The 21809-nt window shown below is 34.1% G+C and carries 21 protein-coding genes and 1 pseudogene; 6 read left to right on the forward strand and 16 right to left on the reverse strand.

Annotated elements, in window-relative coordinates:
• Positions 1-16: 16 nt before the first annotated feature.
• The 6 genes and pseudogenes from MHH59_RS15090 to MHH59_RS15115 all read right to left on the reverse strand — a co-directional run bounded on the left by MHH59_RS15090 (position 17) and on the right by MHH59_RS15115 (position 4422).
• Positions 17-1327, reverse strand: a complete 1311-nt coding sequence (locus tag MHH59_RS15090) for a GHKL domain-containing protein (RefSeq protein ID WP_002168130.1) — start codon at positions 1325-1327, stop codon at positions 17-19.
• Positions 1327-2061: pseudogene (locus MHH59_RS15095) on the reverse strand (response regulator transcription factor). The gene MHH59_RS15090 and the pseudogene MHH59_RS15095 overlap by 1 nt, the downstream one beginning before the upstream one ends.
• A gap of 212 nt (positions 2062-2273) precedes the next feature.
• Positions 2274-2858 (reverse strand): HAD-IA family hydrolase, encoded by a 585-nt coding sequence (locus MHH59_RS15100; RefSeq protein ID WP_002165541.1) that lies wholly within the window; start codon positions 2856-2858, stop codon positions 2274-2276.
• 35 nt (positions 2859-2893) lie between these two features.
• On the reverse strand, positions 2894-3481 hold the full coding sequence (locus MHH59_RS15105; RefSeq protein WP_340851655.1) for a kinase: 588 nt from the start codon (positions 3479-3481) through the stop codon (positions 2894-2896).
• Positions 3481-4023, reverse strand: coding sequence for a GNAT family N-acetyltransferase (locus tag MHH59_RS15110; protein WP_002168128.1), 543 nt, complete (start codon positions 4021-4023; stop codon positions 3481-3483). The genes MHH59_RS15105 and MHH59_RS15110 overlap by 1 nt, the downstream gene beginning before the upstream one ends.
• Before the next feature lie 15 nt (positions 4024-4038).
• A complete protein-coding gene (locus MHH59_RS15115; protein WP_002013534.1) occupies positions 4039-4422 on the reverse strand; it encodes a VOC family protein in 384 nt (127 codons plus the stop codon).
• A gap of 282 nt (positions 4423-4704) precedes the next feature.
• Between MHH59_RS15115 and MHH59_RS15120 the strand changes: the two genes are divergently transcribed.
• Entirely contained in the window at positions 4705-4953 is a 249-nt protein-coding gene (locus MHH59_RS15120; RefSeq protein WP_002013535.1) for a hypothetical protein, read from the forward strand.
• A gap of 166 nt (positions 4954-5119) precedes the next feature.
• Here the strand turns inward: MHH59_RS15120 and MHH59_RS15125 are convergent, their stop codons facing one another.
• Positions 5120-6229 carry a lactonase family protein gene (locus tag MHH59_RS15125; RefSeq protein ID WP_002127931.1) on the reverse strand — a complete coding sequence of 370 codons (1110 nt, stop codon included), beginning with the start codon at positions 6227-6229 and terminating at the stop codon, positions 5120-5122.
• A 191-nt stretch (positions 6230-6420) separates the two neighbouring features.
• On the opposite strand from MHH59_RS15125, the gene MHH59_RS15130 reads away from it, so the two are divergent.
• Entirely contained in the window at positions 6421-6717 is a 297-nt protein-coding gene (locus tag MHH59_RS15130) for a hypothetical protein (protein ID WP_002127933.1), read from the forward strand.
• Between the two features lie 109 nt (positions 6718-6826).
• Here MHH59_RS15130 and MHH59_RS15135 read toward each other — a convergent pair whose 3' ends face one another.
• Entirely contained in the window at positions 6827-7363 is a 537-nt protein-coding gene (locus MHH59_RS15135) for a DUF2812 domain-containing protein (RefSeq protein ID WP_016120425.1), read from the reverse strand.
• A gap of 7 nt (positions 7364-7370) precedes the next feature.
• Entirely contained in the window at positions 7371-7688 is a 318-nt protein-coding gene (locus MHH59_RS15140) for a PadR family transcriptional regulator (protein ID WP_000991891.1), read from the reverse strand.
• Between the two features lie 204 nt (positions 7689-7892).
• Between MHH59_RS15140 and MHH59_RS15145 the strand changes: the two genes are divergently transcribed.
• The 3 genes from MHH59_RS15145 to MHH59_RS15155 are packed head-to-tail and all read left to right on the forward strand — an operon-like array spanning position 7893 to position 11063.
• On the forward strand, positions 7893-8822 hold the full coding sequence (locus MHH59_RS15145; RefSeq protein WP_340851657.1) for an AAA family ATPase: 930 nt from the start codon (positions 7893-7895) through the stop codon (positions 8820-8822).
• Positions 8819-9982 carry a DUF58 domain-containing protein gene (locus MHH59_RS15150; protein WP_002168123.1) on the forward strand — a complete coding sequence of 388 codons (1164 nt, stop codon included), beginning with the start codon at positions 8819-8821 and terminating at the stop codon, positions 9980-9982. Before MHH59_RS15145 ends, MHH59_RS15150 begins: the two co-directional genes overlap by 4 nt.
• The gene (locus MHH59_RS15155) at positions 9957-11063 is read left to right on the forward strand and encodes a DUF4018 domain-containing protein (RefSeq protein ID WP_340851659.1); all 1107 of its coding nucleotides are present in this window, start codon (positions 9957-9959) and stop codon (positions 11061-11063) included. The genes MHH59_RS15150 and MHH59_RS15155 overlap by 26 nt, the downstream gene beginning before the upstream one ends.
• Before the next feature lie 68 nt (positions 11064-11131).
• On the opposite strand, the gene MHH59_RS15160 is transcribed toward MHH59_RS15155, so the two are convergent.
• Both MHH59_RS15160 and MHH59_RS15165 read right to left on the reverse strand, forming a co-directional pair.
• Positions 11132-12583 carry an MFS transporter gene (locus MHH59_RS15160; RefSeq protein WP_340851661.1) on the reverse strand — a complete coding sequence of 484 codons (1452 nt, stop codon included), beginning with the start codon at positions 12581-12583 and terminating at the stop codon, positions 11132-11134.
• Positions 12584-12886: 303 nt separating this feature from the next.
• Positions 12887-14104, reverse strand: a complete 1218-nt coding sequence (locus tag MHH59_RS15165) for an aspartate aminotransferase family protein (protein WP_002127942.1) — start codon at positions 14102-14104, stop codon at positions 12887-12889.
• A 271-nt stretch (positions 14105-14375) separates the two neighbouring features.
• On the opposite strand from MHH59_RS15165, the gene MHH59_RS15170 reads away from it, so the two are divergent.
• Positions 14376-15755, forward strand: coding sequence for a catalase (locus MHH59_RS15170; protein ID WP_061688467.1), 1380 nt, complete (start codon positions 14376-14378; stop codon positions 15753-15755).
• Positions 15756-15879: 124 nt separating this feature from the next.
• Here MHH59_RS15170 and MHH59_RS15175 read toward each other — a convergent pair whose 3' ends face one another.
• The 5 genes from MHH59_RS15175 to MHH59_RS15195 form a co-directional block, all read right to left on the reverse strand.
• Positions 15880-16401, reverse strand: a complete 522-nt coding sequence (locus MHH59_RS15175) for a hypothetical protein (RefSeq protein ID WP_002137023.1) — start codon at positions 16399-16401, stop codon at positions 15880-15882.
• Positions 16402-16518: 117 nt separating this feature from the next.
• Positions 16519-18261: an adenine deaminase C-terminal domain-containing protein gene (locus MHH59_RS15180; protein WP_340851663.1), complete on the reverse strand. Its 1743-nt coding sequence runs from the start codon at positions 18259-18261 to the stop codon at positions 16519-16521.
• Between the two features lie 366 nt (positions 18262-18627).
• Positions 18628-19794 carry a serine hydrolase domain-containing protein gene (locus MHH59_RS15185; RefSeq protein ID WP_002127946.1) on the reverse strand — a complete coding sequence of 389 codons (1167 nt, stop codon included), beginning with the start codon at positions 19792-19794 and terminating at the stop codon, positions 18628-18630.
• A gap of 424 nt (positions 19795-20218) precedes the next feature.
• Positions 20219-20725, reverse strand: coding sequence for a DUF3902 family protein (locus MHH59_RS15190; protein ID WP_340851665.1), 507 nt, complete (start codon positions 20723-20725; stop codon positions 20219-20221).
• Between the two features lie 349 nt (positions 20726-21074).
• The gene (locus tag MHH59_RS15195) at positions 21075-21809 is read right to left on the reverse strand and encodes a signal peptidase II (protein ID WP_340851667.1); all 735 of its coding nucleotides are present in this window, start codon (positions 21807-21809) and stop codon (positions 21075-21077) included.

Genomic DNA, 21809 nt, shown 5'->3' on the forward strand with positions numbered 1-21809 from the left:
CATCATAAATGGTTATCTATTTTTTTAGTATGAAAGTTTGCGTGAAATGAGGACTCATATAAGTCGTTTCTAGCGTTGCATTATTCGTTTTATTTATAATACGTTTTAATGAGAATAACCCATATCCTCTGCCCTCTTCTTTACTCGAATAATTCTTCTCATAAATTTTTTGCAAATCAATCTCTTTATAATTGGAGCTATTACGAACAACAAAATATTGCTCTGCATCCATTTCAAAAAAGGCAATTTGCAGTACCTTTTCCTCACTATGTACCGCTTCTTCAGTTGCATTGTCTAATAAGACTGAAATGATACGAATAAAAGGAACTATAGGCATCGAAACCGTCGCTATTTTTTCCGGAATATCAAGCATTACTTTTATTTGTTGTTGCTGGGCAGTACCCACTTTTGCTCTTAATACACTTTTCACTTCAGGTATATGTATACGAGATAATTTCGCAATATCGAGTTCATGATCATTGATTAATTTTAAAGTAGGAGTAATAACCTCATAATAAACTTGCTCGATTTCATTCACATTTTTTGTACGTATTCCCGCTTCTAACGCAAGTAACACATTAATATAATCGTGGCGGAAACTGGCCAATTCATCATGCATCGATTCTAATTTCTCAACATAATCGAGTAATTCTTTATCTAACCTTGTTTCATGTTCTTCTACCAATTTCTCTTTCGCCAAATGCGAACTCAGTAATACAATAAGTAGTAATACTAAGAACAATATAATTGCTGAAATAAAACTCAATTCACCATATTGCTGATTTAACTTTGCTAAAAAATCAGTGGATGGACTCGTTAAAATTAATTCAATAATAAACCCAATAATTAACAAAATATAAGTAACATAATATAGTGGACTTCCTACTATGTACTGAGCGATACTTTGAATTCGTTTACGAGCTAATACAATACCTATAAAAGTTATGAGCGACACGATAAGATGAATTATACTCGCTGTCCATAAATAGAAATCAAATGGTGTTAACATAAATAGTTTCATACCCACTTCGAGAAATAGCATTTTCACAAGCGTAATAATAACCATGCTGACAAGCGCAAAATATAAATTCCGCATAAAGTTCAATTCATTTTGCATCAATCCTAAACTTATTAGAAATAACACAATTGTACTATTAAGCTCTGGATATCTCGTTACTGTTACGACAATTACAAGTAAAATAATAAATACAACACTTAAAGACGCTAACATTCTATATGACAATCTATTGTACCGGATTAATTGAATGTATAAGAAGGTATGACTCATACTAGTGAGCAAAAGTGCAAACACATCATAAATATACATTACATCTCACCCTTTAACATTGTACGTACTTTACTAACTAAACGCCGCGATACTGGAATTCGTTTCCCACTTTTTAATATCATCATCTTCTGCGTTGTATCATAAGAAGACATTTGTATAATATTCACGACATATGATTGATGACAACGAAATAACCGTTCATCTACTATTTCAATCTCTTTTAATGTTCCTTAAAAATAAACGATACGATCTAACGTCACTAAAGCTAAACGATGTGGATCATCGGTCATAATATATTCGACTGCATGAAATGGCAGTCGCACAGTAGCGTTACTATTTTCAACAATAAAATCATCCTTAGGAATAGTAGTCTTATTGCGTGCCTCATATTGAAGCAAACATTGCTCAAATACTTGATATCGTTCTTCATAAGGCAAACCTTTATCAATAAATGTTAAAGCTGATACCATGTATTGATACGAGATCGGTGCAAATTCTGAATGCGTCGTTACAAACACAATAATCCCTTGCGTATCATATTTACGAATTTCTTGCGCTACTTGCAACCCTTTACGTTCTTCTCTTTTTATCTCAATATCTAAAAAATAAATTGGTACATAAGTCGCCCGTGGAATGTTTTTAATAATGTTTTCACTTTTACTAGTTACTTCGATAAAATCGTACGGCAACATATATTTCTCACAAATCTCTTCAACTAACCGCTTCATTTGCTGCGCTTGTATGACATCATCTTCTAAAATGAAAATACTCATATTATCACTCGCTTTATAGAAATCTTTTACTTACATAAAAAATAGCAAAAACACAATCTCCCATCTATAAATTCATCTATGGCTATATAATTCAAATTGTTATAAGAATCTCCTTCTATATAATTGAAAGAATTAATCCGCTTTAGCTTTTTATAAAACATAGAAAATAACCTCTACTTTTCGAGAAAACAGTAGAGGGTTATTCAAACTATTTATAAAGGAAGCTCCTTATTTCTATCAATAACTACCTTAAAAAACTCAGAGTAATGCGATAAAGAATAATCCGCTACATCACACTTCCCCTGAAACATACACGTGGAAATGCCTAATTCCTTTGCAGGTAATAAATCTAACTCTCTATCTCCAATTGCTAAATCAATATTGTGCATTTTATGTAAATGATCATAAGCTAAAGAGTTTGGTTTTCGAGGGAAACCATCGTCAATTGTAACCATATCGACGAAGTATTTGTCCCAGCCGTAATATTTTAAGATTTCCATAACTCCTGCCCTATGTTTATGTGTCATAATCACGTTTTTATGTGCAAATTTCAAAATCTCTTCGACATCTTCAAATGGTTTCATATCTTTTGGAGTAAACTTTTTCTTCAAAACCTTAATCTTTTCTTCCTGCGCACTTGAAATGTTGTAATACTGGATTGCGTGGGAATATGATATTTTTAAGTTTTTGTATATTTCTTGTTTATCTACTGCATCACCTAATATTTCAGAAAGCATCATTGTATATGCAGGATACGTATTAAATAACGTCCCATCAAAATCCCATAATATATTCATTTTATACACCTTCTATTTTGTACTTACTTACATTGTTACATATTTTGTATTACTAAATCCGCCCTATCCCTCGGCAATTCCGCTTCCAAATAATGCTCCTCAGCTTTCCAATACCTACTTTGAAATTTTGAAAGATTCCTCTGCGTTTCTGGACTTTCACGTAGAAATCTTGTCTCTCTTGAACAATCCAAATACACCATATAATGAAAGAAATCTCTCCATTCTTTTCGCTGCAGAAAAACGCCTTCTATAATTATTACACCTACTAAAGGAAGCTGTATTTCTTTCATTTCACATGAGTCTGTTTCATCATGATAAAAAGGTAATTCTAATTCAATGTCGCTTTGTAACTTTTGAAAAAGGTTTCGTAACAACCAGTCGATATCCCATTGAAGGTTGTAGTACTCATACCACTCTTCAAATCCAGTATTATATCGCTCGTTACGCTTGATAATGTGATCATCAATATGAAAAATATGAAACGAGATTCCATTTCGTTTCATATTTTCTTCTAATTTTTTAACCAACGTTGTTTTACCCGAACGACTTAGTCCGTCTATACCTAGTATAAATCGTTCATCTTTATGTTCCTTAATAACTTTCATTATTTCATTTGTGCTCATTACTTTCTCCAATCTTCTTTTAATAATGAATAAACGACCGTGTCATGAGCAACATCATTTTGAATCATATATTTTCGAAGTAATCCTTCTTCTTGAAATCCGATTTTTTTTAATAAATTACGGGAAGCTTCATTTTCTATATATACGACAGCTGCAATTCTTATAAAGTGCAACGTTTCAAATCCGTAAGCTAGCATTGCTTGCAGTGCTTCGGTTGCGTATCCTTGTCCCCAATATGTATCATCTAGCTCATAACCAATTTCAGCTCGTTTATGATGATTGTTAATTAAATGAAACCCACACGTACCAATTAATTGATCCGTGCCTTTCTTCTCTATTCCCCAGCGAAATACACTTCCCTCTTCATTACGCTTTCTAAACGTTTGAATAGTCGTTTTCGCTTGCTCAATATTTTCGAAAGAGTCCATTCCGAAATAACGAATAACGGATTCTTTTGAAAAATAATGGAACATCGCTTCTGCATCTAATAGTGTAAGTTCTCTTAATAGTAAACGTTCTGTCTCTAATTTTGGAAACCCCATCCTCTTTTTCTCCTTCTATTCTAATGAACTACAAATTTCAATATAATTACCGTCTGGATCGGCAATGTAAGCAATTGTTTGTCCCCACGGTTTTACGATTGGCTCAACTAGAACTTTAACCCCTTGTTCTTTTAATTTCTCAATCGTTCCCTTTACATCTTCTACAACAAACCCTAACTCAAAATGAGAAGATTGTAGTACACCTTCTGTAAGAGGTAGTCCCGTTAACTCCTTAACATCCTCTCGTGTATTCATCGCTAAAATTGTTGCTCCTGTTTCAAATTCAATATATGTACCGTGCTCTGCTCTTATTGGTAATCTTAAAATTTCTTTATAAAACTGAAGACATTGCTCAAACTTTTCCACATATAAAATAATGTATTTCATTTTTAAGTTCATAATTATTCCCCCTTAACCTTCACCTCTAAAAATTCGACAGATGTTTTTAAAAACCTTGTACCTTATTGAGATGAGCACAAAAAAATGAGGCCGATTTCTCGGCCCCCCAGCTTATTGGCATAAAACAGGAGATTTGGTTTGGACATAACCAGTTCTTACATTCATTATATTTTATTTTTTCTGAATTTTAAATATAATAAATACCTATTTATGTTGAGAAAGTTTTTTTACTTGCATAAAATCATACCGCTTAAGAAATGCTACAAATGGAGGTGTATACATATGGAACCAATGCTTTGTCCAAGTTGTAAAACGAACCGAACTCGCTTTAATATTCTCGAGCAACAAGTAAAACCAGTAAAATTAAATCCACAAACTGGTCATGTAGAAGAAGAATACACGAATGAAACGATGAACGCTTTTCATATGGCTTATCAAGGACCTACTTACCGCGTCCAATGTGCTGTATGTGGGCTTGTTGAAAACCCAGAACAATTTATAAAACCTGCGCAAAATCAGTCTTTCTCTTAAACATTTCCCTACCCCCTATCAATTTTCTATAGGGGGTTTTTCCGTTTTACGTAAGCAAGGTGGACAATTGCTGTTTAATCAAAGGTTCCTAATTCATCTACATGTCTACTATTCATACACCGTCATATATTTTTCTTTTCCACACAAATATAGCGGCCCAATAGAATCAAAGAACAGCTAAGCCTTGCGACCCAAAGTAAGGAAAATTTGATGAAGCAACAACCTGCAACCTTACTAGACTACCATCACTTTGAATATTAAATACTGACACTGTGCCCTGATTTCCATTAAGGGTGTAAAAATGTCGTCCATCTTTACTCACTCCAACATCCATCGGAAGACCCGGTGCTGTCCCCGGCGGTGTACTAGTAATATGCCTTACTACTGACAGTACTCCATTGGGGGCGATTTGGTAGGTGGAGATGGTGCCACTTAAAGTGTTCGTAGTGTAGGCAAAACGTTCATCCTTCGTTGTTATAACCCAACAGGCAGTTTTATATCCGTTTTGTACAGAGCCGCTGATTACATGAAGAGTACCATCATTGCTCAATGAATAAGATGACAACGCATTTGAAACTGCTTCTGTAACTAAGAGAATTCCGGACGATAGAAAGTAAGCACCCAATGGGCCTTTACCGTAAGAATCATTAACAATTGGTCCTGTGACCGTACCATCTTTATTTACATGGAAGACACTGAGATGGTTTGATGTAAGCTCGGAGACAACAATTTTACTACCATCCGGGGTGAAGAGAACTTGTGCGGGCTGAGCATTAAAGGTACTGAGAGCATGAGTGGATCGTGGAATAGGTGTAAGGTTTCCCTTATCATCTATGTGAAATCCAGTAATATTTGATGCAAAATTGTTTGCAGCATTACCTACATTGGAGACATAGAGAAGATTATCATACACACCAATGCTATTGGGCTGAGCACCTCCTGATGGCTTTACATCCACGAAAGTCGGCACCCCGTTATCTGCTATGATAAAACTACTGATACTATGACTGCCTGCGTTAACTGCAAATAGGAAACGACCATCACGGGAAAAAGTCAGAGAACCTTGTGATGCTAGAGGATCTATACCATCGTTTGCCGTTTCTGTAGAAACTTCCTTTATACCAGTACCTCTTCCGTAAGTTCGGTAAGAACCCACAAAGGTGAGCATTCCATTCGTATCCATATGAAAAGCAACAATGTGATTCATTACTTCATTATTAGTCATCATGTATACCATACTCGCACGAGCACGAAAATAATTGTTCATTCTCTGCATTTTATGACTCTCCTCCCTTCATAATTTTATATGGTTCTTTTTCCAATTAAATTCCCATGCAAATGGAAATTGATTTAGAAATATCTCTTGCTCATCTCGTAGTTTCTTTAAGTGAAAACCTTATTCACTTCCATATTATATTTTAAACTCCATACTCTTCTGGTAATATTTACATAAGAGAGGTGAAATAAATGATATTTAATAACAGATTAATGATTCCATCCGCATTACTACTATTAGTTTGCCACATGATCATACTTTACTTTTGGATCTTCGATTGGAAGAAGATCTCGACTCCTTACGGTCTAGCTATATGGATTATTTCTACTGTTTGCGGCTTTTTACTTTATTACCACTTTAAACATCAAAACTCTAATAAAATAGTATTAATCGGTAGTTCATTATTATTAATCGTTTCTTCTTCATTTATGATTTTTTTAGGTATTGTTACTGGGATTATCTTTGTAACTGTTAATTCTATGTCTTAAATATATAGTTTTTTATTGTGTAAAAAAGAACGAACAAAATAGAATTACATAAAAATTAGAGAAGATGATTCCGATAATCATATCATCTTCTTTAAAAATCCACTCTTTATTATAATATTTCGTTTTTTAATTTTTTAATTTTCCAAGAGATCCTTATAAAGAGATACATATACATACAACCCACAAACCCCAGCATAACTTTCGCCCAAATTGGCACTCTTGATTCTGTTGAACTTAAAAATGCATTATACATTGAGGGTAATATAGTTATTGAAATAAATGCAAAAAATTGTAGTAATTCCTTCATTTTTTGTACCTTCGTCTCTTTTTCTGAGTAAATGTCAGGTAACTCATTATCATCTTCTACCTCTTTACAAAAATAATTCCATTTTGCAAAACTCGTTACATGTTTCCACCCACACATTTCATATATATCAATATATTCTTTTTGTTTTTCTTTTGAATCTTTATAATCCAATCTGAAATCCGCTTTATATACTACATCTTTCGGCTTAGTTTTCTTAAATGTATACATTATATTATATTTTTGTAATGCCCAGCCTTGTTGGTGCATATTCCGTAAAAAAGCTTCTTCTTTTTCTACGCTCCATACCGCGAAAGGTTTGAATATCTTCTTTGTCTCCATCTTCCATTCACTCCCCTAATATACTGTTTCCATTTCTTACAGATCTCTGTAACCTGTTATACTCTAGCTCTAACACTTCTCTCCCAAACGGTGTTAACTCATAGCACTTCTTTCTGTCTGTAGAGGCAACTTCAACAATCAATTTCTCTTTTAATAACTTCGTAGTATTCCCATATAAAGTACCAGGACCGAGCTTTACTTCCCCATTTGTCATCTCTTCTACCATTTGCATAATTCCATAACCATGCATTGGCTTTACAAGTGACAACAATATGTAATATGTCGCCTCAGTTAATGGAATGTATTTTTGCGCTTTCGCATTCATTATAACTACCTCCGATACATCGCTTCATGATATATCGACTCACGATACATCGTATAACGATATTGTATAATCATATTCCAAAATATGCAAGTGTAATATTAAAATTAAATATCCATTTCTTTGAATTAAAAAATCATATCAATTTTCTGAATAATTCGTTAAAATATAGAAATATCCGCTTTTATTTTGAAAGGAATGATACATATGATAACTAAATTGAAAGAAAACATAGGATCTGTTTTTGTCGGTAAGGAAAATGTAATTGATTTACTCCTCGTTTCACTGCTTGCTGATGGACATGTACTGCTTGAAGACGTACCTGGTACTGGAAAAACATTACTAGCAAAAACAATTTCTAAAAGCATTGGTGGTAATTTTTCTCGCGTTCAATTTACCCCTGATGTACTTCCGAGTGATGTAACAGGTATTGAATATTTCAATCCAAAAACTAGTGAATTCGAATTAAGACTTGGACCAGTTATGACAAATATACTACTCGCAGATGAAATTAACCGCGCGATGCCGAGAACACAATCTAGTTTGTTAGAAGCGATGGAAGAACGACAAGTAACGCTTGAAAAGCAGTCTACTCCTCTTCCGAAACCGTTCTTTGTTATTGCGACGCAAAACCCGATTGAATCACAAGGAACTTTCCCTCTTCCAGATGCACAACTTGATCGCTTTTTAATGACGATTTCAATTGGTTATCCGTCTCCTGAAGATGAATTAAAAATGATGCGCCGTTTTCGTAACAATGCACCGTTAGAAAGCGTCACATCTGTCATTTCTTTAGAAGACATTTTAGAAGCACAGAAACAAGTGAAAGAAATTTTCGTATCAGAACCGTTAGAACATTACATTATTAAACTTGCTCACGCTACAAGAAATCATGATTACCTTGCTAACGGTGTAAGCCCGCGTGCTACATTAGCTTTAGTACGTGCCGTTCAAGCACTAGCCTTTTTACGCGGCAGAGAATATTGCACACCTGAAGATATACAATTTTTAGTTCCTTCTGTTTGGAATCACCGTATCGTCTTATCAATGGAAGGTGCCTTACGCACGACAAAAAATGAAATCACGCAAAGGATTTTAAAAGAAGTTGACGTACCTGTGGAGATTGAACAAGCATGAATGGACAGCGCGTTGTAACTGTACCTTTATTTTTTCAACTCCATATTATTCAATTAACTGTGCCAGGCGCTATACTATTTACGTTTTTTCTGCCGCAACGAATTATTATGTTTCTCTTTTTCTTCTACTATTTATTTGCGATTTTCATTTATAAATATGTCGCTTACATAGAGAAAAGATTTCAAGTTATAAATGAAAAACAAACAACTCGGCTTTTCCCTGATGAATCTGGACAGTTTTTTATTCATTTAAAAAATGGTGCAAATATACCACTCGTTAACGGCGTTTGTTATTTTCATTTAAATTCATCTCTTATACCGCATAAGGATCAAGGGATTGAACAAATATCGAAAACGTTATTTTCTTTCCCATTTTCACAACCTGCTCATTCAGCACAAAAATGGGATTTAACATTAACCGCAACGAAGCGTGGTGTGTTTCAAATTGAACAGTTCGAATGTGTTTTAAAAGATCCTTTTCATCTTTTAACTGTACATTTACCTGTTTTCGATAAGTTAAAGACTGAAATTATTGTGTACCCTTCTCCTAAAGAGGTAGCCGGTTTACAAGAACTTCAGCAACTATTAACAGGTTCGTATCGAACGAATTTCTCTTTTTACAATGATGAAACATCCATTATCGGTGTTAAACGATATGAACGTGAATCTTTCCGCTCTATTCATTGGAAAGCATCTGCTAAAATGCAGGCGTTACAAGCGAAGCAATATGAACCTGTAAAAAATTATAGTTGGACGATTTGTCTTTCTTTAGCTGCTGATCGTGGGTTTGGTTGGAAAGAAAATGTAGAAGACCTTATTTCATTTACAACGTACATTTGTCAATTCGCAACGAAGCATCAAATTCCGTTTGAGTTATTTATTAGCGTTTTAGCAGAAGGTGGCCCTTTGCTTTTACCATTAAACGAAGGACAAACACATTACGCCAAAGCGTTAGAAGAATTAGCACGTATTTCAGATGATAGTACGCTACTTCCGAAACAAGGATTTCTTCACTATGTAACGAGAAAAAGGGAACGCTCATCTACAATGATATACATTGGTTTGCAGAAAAAGGAGCTCCCTCTTCTATCTCAACCTACGTTCCTCATTAATAATGAAGGGATGGTGGAAAAGCTTGAAAACTTGGCTCTATCACGTTAATGACTTTATTCTGCTCCTCCTTCTTTCATTATTAACGGAAAGAGATGAGCTCATTGGTATTGTTATATTTTTAGTGACCGGTTATGTAGGAGTATTTCTTATTCATAAATTTATGAAGAAAAAAACAACAGGTTTTGTACTACTGTTAGTTATTCAAATAATCGGTTGTTCTTTATTTCTACCTTTCTCTATTTTAGGCACAATATTATTACCACTGTTTTTCTTTATCGTACACTCTGTTGGACCGGGATATCCAGTACAAAAATCGTTAGGCGGTATTGTATGGTTTGTCGTTTCAGCTATATTTTATGCCCCCTTTCCGCCATTGTGGAAATTGTTACTATTAACTTTACACATTATGATTACATTTTGGTTAACAGGTTCCAATCGTAATCAACAGCTATTACGTTTCACTTCTATTATTACGATTGGAATAATTAGCGCTTTACTTATTCCGGCATTTCCTTATATTCGGCTTCTTTTTTCTTATATCATACAAGTAGTTGCCTTAGGATTTGGTTATGCTTTAAATCCATTGTTCTCGGCAGCTGCATTAAAAGATACAGACGACTTTTGGTCGAATAAAGGAAATTTAAAAGATCCTCAAATTAAAGAAGAATTGGGGCAGCGTCCTTTTGATCCAACTCTCATAAATAGCATTACAATAATAGCCTGTACAGCCATCGCTATTTACGTCGTTTGGAAAATAGTAAAAAAACGAAAACATTTAAGTTTACCAAATATGCCTGTCTTTGAATCTACAATCATTACTGATAAAGAAGGCATTAGCCAAAAACGCTTCAAACGAAATAAACCACCACATAACGAAATTCGAAAAGAAATTTTCAAACTCGAGAGTAAGCTATCTCCTCCTTTAAACCGAGAACGAGGAGAAACTGTTGAAGCTTGGCTAGAGAGAATTAGTGATGAAGAAGAGGTAAATATTCAGAGTCATATTATTATAGACGCGTATAATGCAGTGCGTTATTCAAATGGTGAAAACACTGTACTTCTGCATGAATTTAAGGAAGAGGTTTATAAGCTTTATGCGTATCAGAAGAGTTTGAAGAAGAGAAAATGATGTATACAAAAAGACTCCTATTAAACTAGGAGTCTTTTTGTGTAAAAGTCCACGTTGCTTTTCACAAATTATGCTTTTTTTCCTGCTTCAATTTCTAAAGATTCTTCATGCCACCAAAGTGTTTCTTCAGGATCCTCTTTAGCAATTTGATGTGCTTCTTTTTTCGATTCGACAGTAGGGTAAGAACCTTTTAGTGCACGTCCTGATGTTGTGACAAACAGTATACTAAACACAATTAATCCAATTACACTTACACCAGTTAAATAAAATGCTGGTGCCAGTGGATTACCAGTAGCATGAACTAAGTATGAACATACAAGCGGCGTTGTACCACCGAATATAGATACAGAAATATTAAAGGAGATAGAAAGCGCACGATAACGTACATCGGTGAAAAAGAGTGCTGGTAATAACGAAGGCAATGTTCCTTCATATACACTAAGGAAGAAACCTAAAATGAAAATACCCGCAAACATGGCTACAATATGTCCGTTACCAATTAATAAAAATGCTGGAATTGAACATAATGCTAAACCAAGTAAGCCAATTTGTACTACGCGTTTATTACCTACTTTATCACTTAATTTACCGAAATAAAGTGCCAGTGGAATCATAAGTGCCATCGTAATTGAAATAATTAATAAGCCCGTTGTTTCTTTGACTTTTAGTACTTGTGTTAAATAAGAAGGAATATACGAAAGGATCATATAGTTTGTAATGTTAAAGAAGGCAACAATTACTGTGCTTAATAAGAAGTCTTTTTTGTGATATTTTAATATATCCATAAATGAAAATTGTTCGTTGTCTTCAGATTCCTCTTGTGCTTTTTCCATCTCTTGAAAGATTGGAGATTCATCTAAATGACGTCGTAAATATAAACCGACCAAACCAATTGGTGCAGCAATTAAGAAAGGAATACGCCATCCCCAGCTGAGCATTTGCTCATCTGTTAATAATAACGTTAAAATGGTAACAATTACCGAGGCAGCAATGTAACCTGAGAGTGTTCCAATTTCAAGACCACTACCGAGTATACCACGCTTTTTATCTGGAGAAGATTCTGCGATATAAACCATTGCACCTGAATATTCGCCGCCTGTAGAGAAGCCTTGAATCATTCGAGCAATTAAAAGTAGTATTGGTGCCCATACACCAATTTGTTCATAGGTTGGTAGTAATGCGATGAATAATGTAGAAAGTGCCATTAAAATAATAGTTGTACTTAAAACAATCTTTCGGCCATACTTATCTCCTATTCTACCAAAGAAAATACCTCCGATTGGTCGAACGAGAAAGGCCGCTGCAAATGTACCAAATGTAAGTACAAGTTGCAAACCACTATTATCCACACCTGAGAAGAATAATTGACTTAATATTACCGCTAAATACGCGTATAATCCAAAGTCAAACCACTCCATTGCATTCCCAATGCCAGTAGCAACAACTGCTTTCCTCGCTTGTTTAGGATTGACAATATTAACGTCTTGAGGTTCAAAATTTAAATCATTATTTTGTTGCATATAGTAAAACAGCTCCTTATTTAATTTAACTTCTTTAAGCACACCTTCTCTTACTAGAATAAATTCAATACGAAGCACTTAAGGAAAAGCAACGTCTCCTTATCTGTTATTATTGTTTCACATAATTAATTATTTGTCCAATGAGATGATCCCTAGGTTAAGTAATTTACTATTTTAAAAAGCTGAAGAAGGCGCTATACGAGTACCTTTTTCAGCTTTTTATTTTAATATGTAAATTTATTTTTTTCACCCCTATTTTCTTCCTATTTGAATTAAAAATAAGGTGCTTTTTCATAAAGCTTTTTAAACACTTGCTATAGCTGATAAGCTATGAATACAGGAGATAAACTCATAAATAAATGCATCAATCTCTTCTTTTGTAATTATATATGGAGGAAGTAAACGGATGATGTTCCCTTGTGTAACGTCAACTAACATCCCTTTCTCCATTAGCTCTACCTGTAATTTCTTTACATTTGTATTCGTATCATTCAAACTAATTCCAAACATCATTCCAGCATGACGTACTTCCTGAATATAATAAGAATTTTCATTCTGAATTTCTCGCAATTTATCATTTAAATATAGTGACATTTCATAAGCTTCTTGCATTAAACCATCGTCAATCAATGTATTTAAAACCGTTAACCCTAAAGCTGTTCCCATTGAAGAATGAGCAAACGTTGTACCATGATCTCCTGGTGAAAATACATCACATAGCTTTTCACCTACAATGATTCCCCCTAGCGGTATCCCGCCTCCTGCTCCTTTACCAATTTGAATAATATCCGGTGTAATATTGAAATTTTGATAAGCAAATAGTTTACCAGTTCTCCCCATACCACTTTGAACTTCATCAACGATAAGAATGACATTATATTTATCACATAAGTTTTGAACACCATGTAAATATTCACCCGATAAAGGGTATATCCCCCCGCTACCTAATACAGGCTCTAGCATAATCGCAATTGGATTTTCTTTAACAATTGTTTCTTCTAATTGCTCTATATTCTCGCGCTCTACTTCATATACAGGAATCGATGTTTTAGGGAAATTTTGATATACACTTTCTTGTCTCGTAAAATGAAGTGCCCCTAACGTACGCCCGTGGAAGCTATTCTTCAGCACTACGATTCCTTCACGTTCCTCATGCGTATTCGCTCTATATTTATCAATTAATTTCAACGTTGTTTCTGTCGCTTCCGTACCAGAGTTTGTAAAAAAGACTTTTCCATTTTTTAAAGAGCAATCAACTAATTTCTTTGCATACTCAATCGCAACTGGGTTTAAAAAATGAAACGGAAGATGCAGAGATTTCGTAACTTGTTCCATTGTCGTTTGCACGATTTTCGGGTGATTATACCCTAATACGTTCACTCCGACACCAGAAAATAAATCTACATACTCTTTACCATCCACATCATAAAGCTTGCACCCTTCTCCTCTTTCTATTGCAACCTTCGTACGACAATACGTAGGCATCATATATTCTTTATCTAATTGAAACCAATCCGACATTTTAAATTCCTCCTAGTTATTTTCCCTGTTTATTTATGTTCATTCTCTATAAAGTCATGTATAAATTCATTTTTAAGATTGTAATTTTAATAGTAATTTTCTTCCCGATATTCATTTTTCCATAATTTCTTCTATTTCAACAGGTCCACTGCATGTGCGTTTTTTTCATCTAGCGGTATGTTACCAATTTGAACTTTGTATGTAATACATAATCAAGGCTAAAGAATCATATTTAGTAACAATCGACGAAAAAAATTTGGAGGCTAAATCGATGAATGAAAAATATGATAAACAGAGGCAATCTTTATTAGGAGAAGACTTTAACCAAGATCGAGAACTTAATGAACCAGCTAAACTTCACTCTCAAACAGTTGGTTCACGTGGACCTGTTTTAAAGCAAGATAGTGTACTGCACGAGGCGTTACAAGAATTCATTCATGAAAAAATTTTAGAAAGACCTGTTCATGTAAAAGGATTTGGTGCATTTGGTTATTTCCAAACGATATATCCGATGTCTGAGCATACAAAACTAATATTTTTACAAAATTCTAATGAGAAAGTTCCTGTTATGGTTCGCTTTTCTTTAGCTGTCGGTATAAAAGGAACACCTGATACATCTAGAAATGTAAGTGGCTTTGCTACAAAATTTTATACAGAAGAAGGCATTTTTGACCTTATATGTAATCACATTCCTGTCTTTTCTATTCGTGATCCGATGCGTTTCCCAGAATTTATTAAAGCATTCTTACCTTCACCTAAAAATAATTTAATTGATCCTGATAGGTCTTGGGGCTTTGTAGCAAGAGCGCCTGAATCGATTCATTTTATTGTACGTTTATACTCTGATGCTGGTACGATAAAAAGTCTTCGCCACATTCCAGGACATAGCGTAAATACATATGTTTGGAGAAATGCTCAAGGTATTAGAAAGTACGTTAAATACCATTGGTACCCATTTGAAGGTGTACAATACATTAGTCGCGAAGAAGCAAATAGACTAGCCGCTGAAAATCCTGATTACGCTGGTAAAGATTTATACGATGCGATTGCGGGTGGCAAACCGGTGGAATATGGCCTATATGTTCAGCTTATGGACCCTAAGGATGAAGCAAATCTTTCTTATGATCCTTTAGACGATACAAAAGTATGGGATGAAAAAGAGTATCCCCTAATACCAGTAGGCAAAATGGTATTAAATAAAAATCCTGATAATTATATGGAACAAGTAGAAAAAGTCGCCTTCTCCCCTTCTAATTTACTAGACGGCACAGAATTATCTGATGATAAAATACTGCAAGGCCGTGCTAACATTTATAGTGATTCTCAAAGAAGAAGAATTGGGGCTGAATTTCGTAAATTACAGGTTAACCAGCAGCAAGATTGGACACCAGCTAACCAAATAACAAGCGGTGACGGAAGGTACATTGAAGGTAAACTCGAAAGGACTTCTATAACTAAACAAGATGACTTTAAGCAGGCTGGTGAATTTTATGCGAAGTTACAACCGATAGAAAAAGAACATCTTGCCGAAAACTTAGCTAGTGATTTGAAAGTTATATCTGAGGATATTAAAAAGGTAGTTTTGGGGTATTTTCATAAAGTGTCAGCTGATTTGGTGAATAGGATTGAGAGTGCGATGCAAAGGCTTTAAAAATATAAAAAACGTCATTTTTAATGATGAAAATGACGTTTTTTTATGGCGAACTTACTAGTGATTTCTATCGACCAATTTACATTTATTTACGAAAACTTTCCCATTCAAGATTTTCGTTACATCATTTTATATTATGGTATTCATTTCTCTTTTTCAGATAATCTTTTTCACATTGTAATGGTCTGTATTCCACGATTTTCCCTTGCTTCTTTTTCGTTTCGGTAACAATCCATTCCCCTTTTTCAAGGTTTAGGCGTTTCATTACATTAGTATCGTCTATTTCTTTATAAAGTAAAAATGCTTCTTGCGCCTTCACAAATAATCTAGGCTCTCCCCTATATCCACCACTATCATAAACTTTAGTTAGCGAATTATAATAAGAATCATTTTCCCTTCCGCCATACATCAAATGCGCAGCCTCTAGGTCTCTTTTACTAATTTCCCAAAAACTATTTTCATCAATCTTTAAATCAAATGTAGATATAATGTCATTCATAATGTTTTTCACATACTTTTCATCACGAATTTTACTTTCTTCCAGACAATCTGAAGATAACCTTGGTGCATTTGACTGAGAATGTACCACATGCTGTATAGATACGCACAAAATAAATACACTTAAAACATACAATAGTTTTTTCATATTTAAGTATCACCTCAAATGATTTAGATACTATATTATTTGTTTTTGAGGTGATTCTATTCTTATGCTGTAAATAATAAATCCCCTATAAAATTGATTTTTATAGGGGGGTTATATTTAACATTTAATCGGCGTAGCAAGTACCTTACTACTTTTCACATCATATAATCCTATAGGTGTTACCCGTATAAAAGGCAAGTGCGTCGCAGAAAAGAATAAAATCGTAAATGCCGGATCGTCATACGCGTAGCCACGCTCTTGTAGCAATTTCACCATCTGTTTTTCTTCCTGTATTAATTCACTCATTTTTAAATTAGACATAATCCCGAGCAATGGTAATGCAATTTCGTGTAACACTTCATTTCTTTCCGCTATTACCATTCCCCCGCCAAGCTCTTTTACTCTATGAAAAGCTGTAAGCATATCTTCTTTCCTTTTTCCAATAAGAATGATGTCACCTGTACCAGAATAAGAGCTAGCAAGACCTCCTAATCCATTCGCAAAACCTTTCACAACTGTATTCACTCGCCAAGTGCCATCACGAGCAATCATCATAAGGAAACATTCATCATGCTCAATAGAAAGTTCTTCACCGTTTAAGTCGATTTCAGTTACATATGGTTTTGAAATAACATCATTTAATAATTTTATACCTGTTGTTTCAGAAAAAATCATATCTTCTTTCTTTAAAGACCAGTCTAATGATAATGGAGTTACTTTGAATTTACTCCAGTCTTTATGTAATGATGCATTTTTGTTTATTCCGTCACGCTTCATCCATTTCCCCTTTGCAATTACACTTATTGGAATCGGATTTTCTTTACTTTCCAAAATATTAATATTTGCAATTCTTCCTGTCGCGATCGCGCCGTGTAAATGCTCCATATTATAATAACGAGCAATGTTATAGCTTGCCATATTATAGGCATCAATTACTGGTATTCCTTGCTTTATCGCGATTTCTATCATCCTATTCGTCATTCCGTTTTCATAAAATGACGGATGTGAACCATCTGTTGTGAACATGAATCTATCAAATTGCTTGACACCTAATTCCAGCAATTCTTTCAGTAAAACTTCTAAATCTGGACGGATAGAAGAGTTTCTAAGAGTAACGGTGTAACCTTGCATAAGGCGTGTTAATGCTTCCTGTCCTGTCATCGCTTCATGATCGCAATCAGCACCTAGTAACTTTAACTTCGCTAACGTTGATTCAGACGCACCGGGAAAATGACCTTCTACTTTTTTCTGTAACCGCTTTGTTTCCTGCACCCAATTTAACATTTCATCATCGCCATGTAATAGTTTCGGCCATGCTGTTAACTCGCCGCCCTGAAGAACATCTTCATGCTTCAGCCATTCCATTATTTCTTCACTATTAAATAAAGATTCCCCATTCTGTAGTTCAGTCTGTCCATCGAAACGACACCACCAATACATACTTGCTGGAATCTTTTTAAATTCATCTAATAAACGAAACGCTACTTCCCGTTGTAATGTGAAAAACAAAGTTAAATTATCATTAATGAAAGTTGTTGTACCAAATTGCATCGCATGATTTGCTAAAGTTTCAGGATTATATAATTGATATGGATGTGCATGCGGTTCTATGTAACTAGGAACTACATACTTTCCATCACAATCAATGACTTCACATTCGTGTAGTTGCTCTGGTAGTTTTTCTCCTACATATATAATGCGGTCATCATAGATCCAAATATTTGCTTGCACCCACTCGCGCATATAGGAATTTAAATATGTTGCATTCTTGAATAAAATGTGCGGGCTTCTTGTGCCATCTATTACTTCAACATGTTCTCGTAATTGTGTGTTACTCCATCTAAACTGATTTTGTCCCAATGTATTTCACTCCACATCAATTTACTTTTATTTATTAAAACAAAAATAATTAACTAACTAAAGTATTATCCATTCCTAACTCCCCTGTATATCCCCTATACTCTTTATTATATGGAATGATTACAAAAATAACAATTTTCAAAATTTATAATATATCTCTTTGATCCAAAATAAAAAAGATGTCATGCAACTGACATCTTTTTTATACTAGACTATAAGATTGAATTACACTTGTATCCGTATTTATGTTCTACATATACTTGATTGCTGCCATACCATGAATGCTAATACTGTCCTTATTTGCAAAATTAAAAAGCATCTCTTTTATTTACAACTAAAGCCGGATTCCATTCGCTTTCTTTTCATCTATTTCTTAAATTCAACTTGCATCATTTTATTAAACTGTGTTAAAATATCAATCGCACCTAAAGAGTTAATACTGACAGCCAATGTATGTTTGCCTCCAATTACTCCGCCAACAAAAGTTGTAAATCCAGGAATCGACCCTCCATGACCCCAAATTGAAACACCGTTTGAAAGTTTCGTCTCATAGATCCCAAGACCATATCCATCCCCAAGACCTTTTCCTTCTATAGGAACTGTAGTAAGCATTTCTTTTAGCTCGCGTTCTTTCAGTAACTTACCACCGAGTAAAGATGCAAAGAACGTATTTAAATCGTCCGCATTTGAAATCATATCTCCAGCTGCATTAGCTAAACTCGGATTATAATACGTCATGTCTTTCAATTCACTTGTTTCGTCTATTTTCATATACCCACGAGCATGATCCTTTCCTGGAATAACGGGTGAATTCCCTGGTAAAAACGTATTTGACAGATCCAAAGGTTCAATAATTCGTTTTTCAATTTCTTCTGCATAACTATTGCCACTTATTTTTTCAATAAGCATTCCCAATATTACGTATCCTGTGTTTGAATACGCCCATCCTTTACCTGGCGAAAAATCTGGGGGTAGAGAAAGTCCTATTTTCACTATTTCTTCTGCTGTATACGTTTTTCTCGAATTCATTATGTCAGCGTCTTTTGACTTTAAATATTCAGCTATACCACTCGTATGATTCAAAAGTTGACGTATCGTAATTTGATTGCCATCATACCCATTTCCTTGAATGAGACCCGGTAGCCACTTTTCAATTGGATCGTCAAGTTGCACGCGATTTTCTCCTACTAATTGAAGAACAGTCGTAGCGGTAAAAGTCTTCGTCACACTCCCAATCCGAAAACGATAATCCGATTTCATTGTTTTCTTTGTATTTAAATCCGCGACGCCAGCAGTATAACTACTAATCTTTCCATTGTTAGACGTCTTCGCTAATATTCCTGGGGTTCCAAGCTGTACTGTTTCCTGCATTACTTGTTTCCAACCATTCCGATTCTTTTGATCATGTGATTGTGACGGACTAGATAAATTTTGAACAGACTCTGCTTTCACAGTAAAACCTGGTGTGAATAGAGTAGTACCCGCTAATAAAACTGCCAAACTTGCTAACTTAATTGAATTACATTTTTTCATAAGACTCCCTCTCCTCTATTAATATAGGATTAATTCAAGTTATACTTTAATCCTATATGATAAAACTCTCTTTTTTCTTATCCATTCCTTACGAAATACTTACGTTCAAATTTTGATACGATAAACTGAGAAAGAGCTATGCATGAAAATAAAAAGGGCATATAAAATAAGGACAGCCACTTAACTGCCCTTATTTTCATTTCACCTCGTCTTTATTATTTTTAAGATGATTCATTAATTGTGTTCGTTTCAAAGGTACATATATGTTTGTTCCAATAACATATCTTTTTCCCAATCGAATTATCTTATAAATTTAAGGAGTTCATATTAAGATTAACAATAAAAAAGAATGTGTTTTCAATTTATCAGAACACGTTCTCTTACATACTTAAAACCCTATATCAACTTTTTATTTCATTCACTTTTACCATCCTGCACTAGCGTTCATGCCATTTCCAATAATAGTAAGAAATAGTGGCCACAATACTGGTCCTAACGTAAGAAGTAAATTTAGAAGTATAAGTAATCTATATACCCCGGGGAAATTTTGATCTTTACGATTTACAAATACTAAAATAACTAATAATATTATGGTCGTTAAAAATAAAAGTAGAGTTAGCAACCAATACCAAACCATTAAACTGAGACTCCATGGTGTTAATAGCTCGTGTATTATACCAAATATGATTCCTAATACTCCAAAACTAAAGGTAGTAACTGTTGATTTTATAAGCACTATATTTAATGTTTTTTCGTATGTATTTTTACAATATAAATCTATTAAAGTGTATAAAGATAAATATGCCATTAATACACCTATCCAAGACAATAACCAGTCTCCGCCTCCTCTAAATAACATGAACAGCAACCAACACATCTCTACTGCAGAAAAAGCAAAGGAAATAAGTATGCTTTTCAATACCGGTTTCATTATATTTTCACACCCTTAAAAATAAATTATAAGTTTTTACTAAACTCATGTAATTTTTTATTAACATGCTACCCATTAATCGTTTAGCTCTAACGTATCCTTTTTTCATTCTATATTAATAAAACAAAGATATACTCATGAACAATTAAAGAAGCAATACTCTACAAAGAGTTCCATATAGCTTGTATATTCTTTTTCCATTGGTAGAGATATTAAAAAATTAAGTATACATTAACATGCAATTAAATATAAGTAAATAAAATTAATTTACTGCTAATTTTATTTACTTATATAACTTTCATATTCAGATTAACTCAGCCACCATTTTATTTTCATATAATACATTCTACTATTCATATCGCCCTTTTCCATCCCGCTCTATCCACCCCATAGTCTTCTTAACATCTAACTCCGTATACGTCTTTTCACCATAACGAACAGACTCATATATCGGAATAATATCTCTCGTTCGACATATTCGTTTTAACCATTGTTGTATCGTTTCATAAGACCTTCGCTGTTCGTGAAATGGTAAAGTTCTTTCCCATTCAACTAATGTTTTCCTTATCGTATCAGTAGGCAATGACTTTTCTGACTGATCAATGGTTTTTTCATCTTTTATGGTTCTTACTACAGTTTGCTTTGTGACCAATTCTTTCTCCTGTACTATTTCAGTTTTCGTCAACCTTTTCCTAATGTACTTGTAGATGGAATATATAATTGACATTACAATAATCACATAAAAAGCTATACTAATCCATGAATTTGAAAGCATAGAAAATACGCCTCCCCATGAACTTTCCCTTTCAAAACCTTTAAATTTTTTACCCGTTGTCGTTCTATTCCCATTATCTCCTACTTTTGTCTTTTCCAAAGGTGTGCCATAATCTTCATTATTTTCATTGTTTATTGTTTCCTTATAAATTTTTTCAGATTTCTTTTCACTAAAAAAACGCTCTTTTACTATGTCTTGTACATGCACAACACCTTGTGATAACGTTATCGCACTAACCGCAAAGAATAGTATGATTAAAGCTCTTACACTCCAAAACTTCACTTTCATATGCCGCTTTTTATTCAACAT

Source organism: Bacillus sp. FSL E2-0195, from assembly GCF_038003645.1.
Classification (GTDB): Bacteria; Bacillota; Bacilli; order Bacillales; family Bacillaceae_G; genus Bacillus_A; species Bacillus_A mycoides.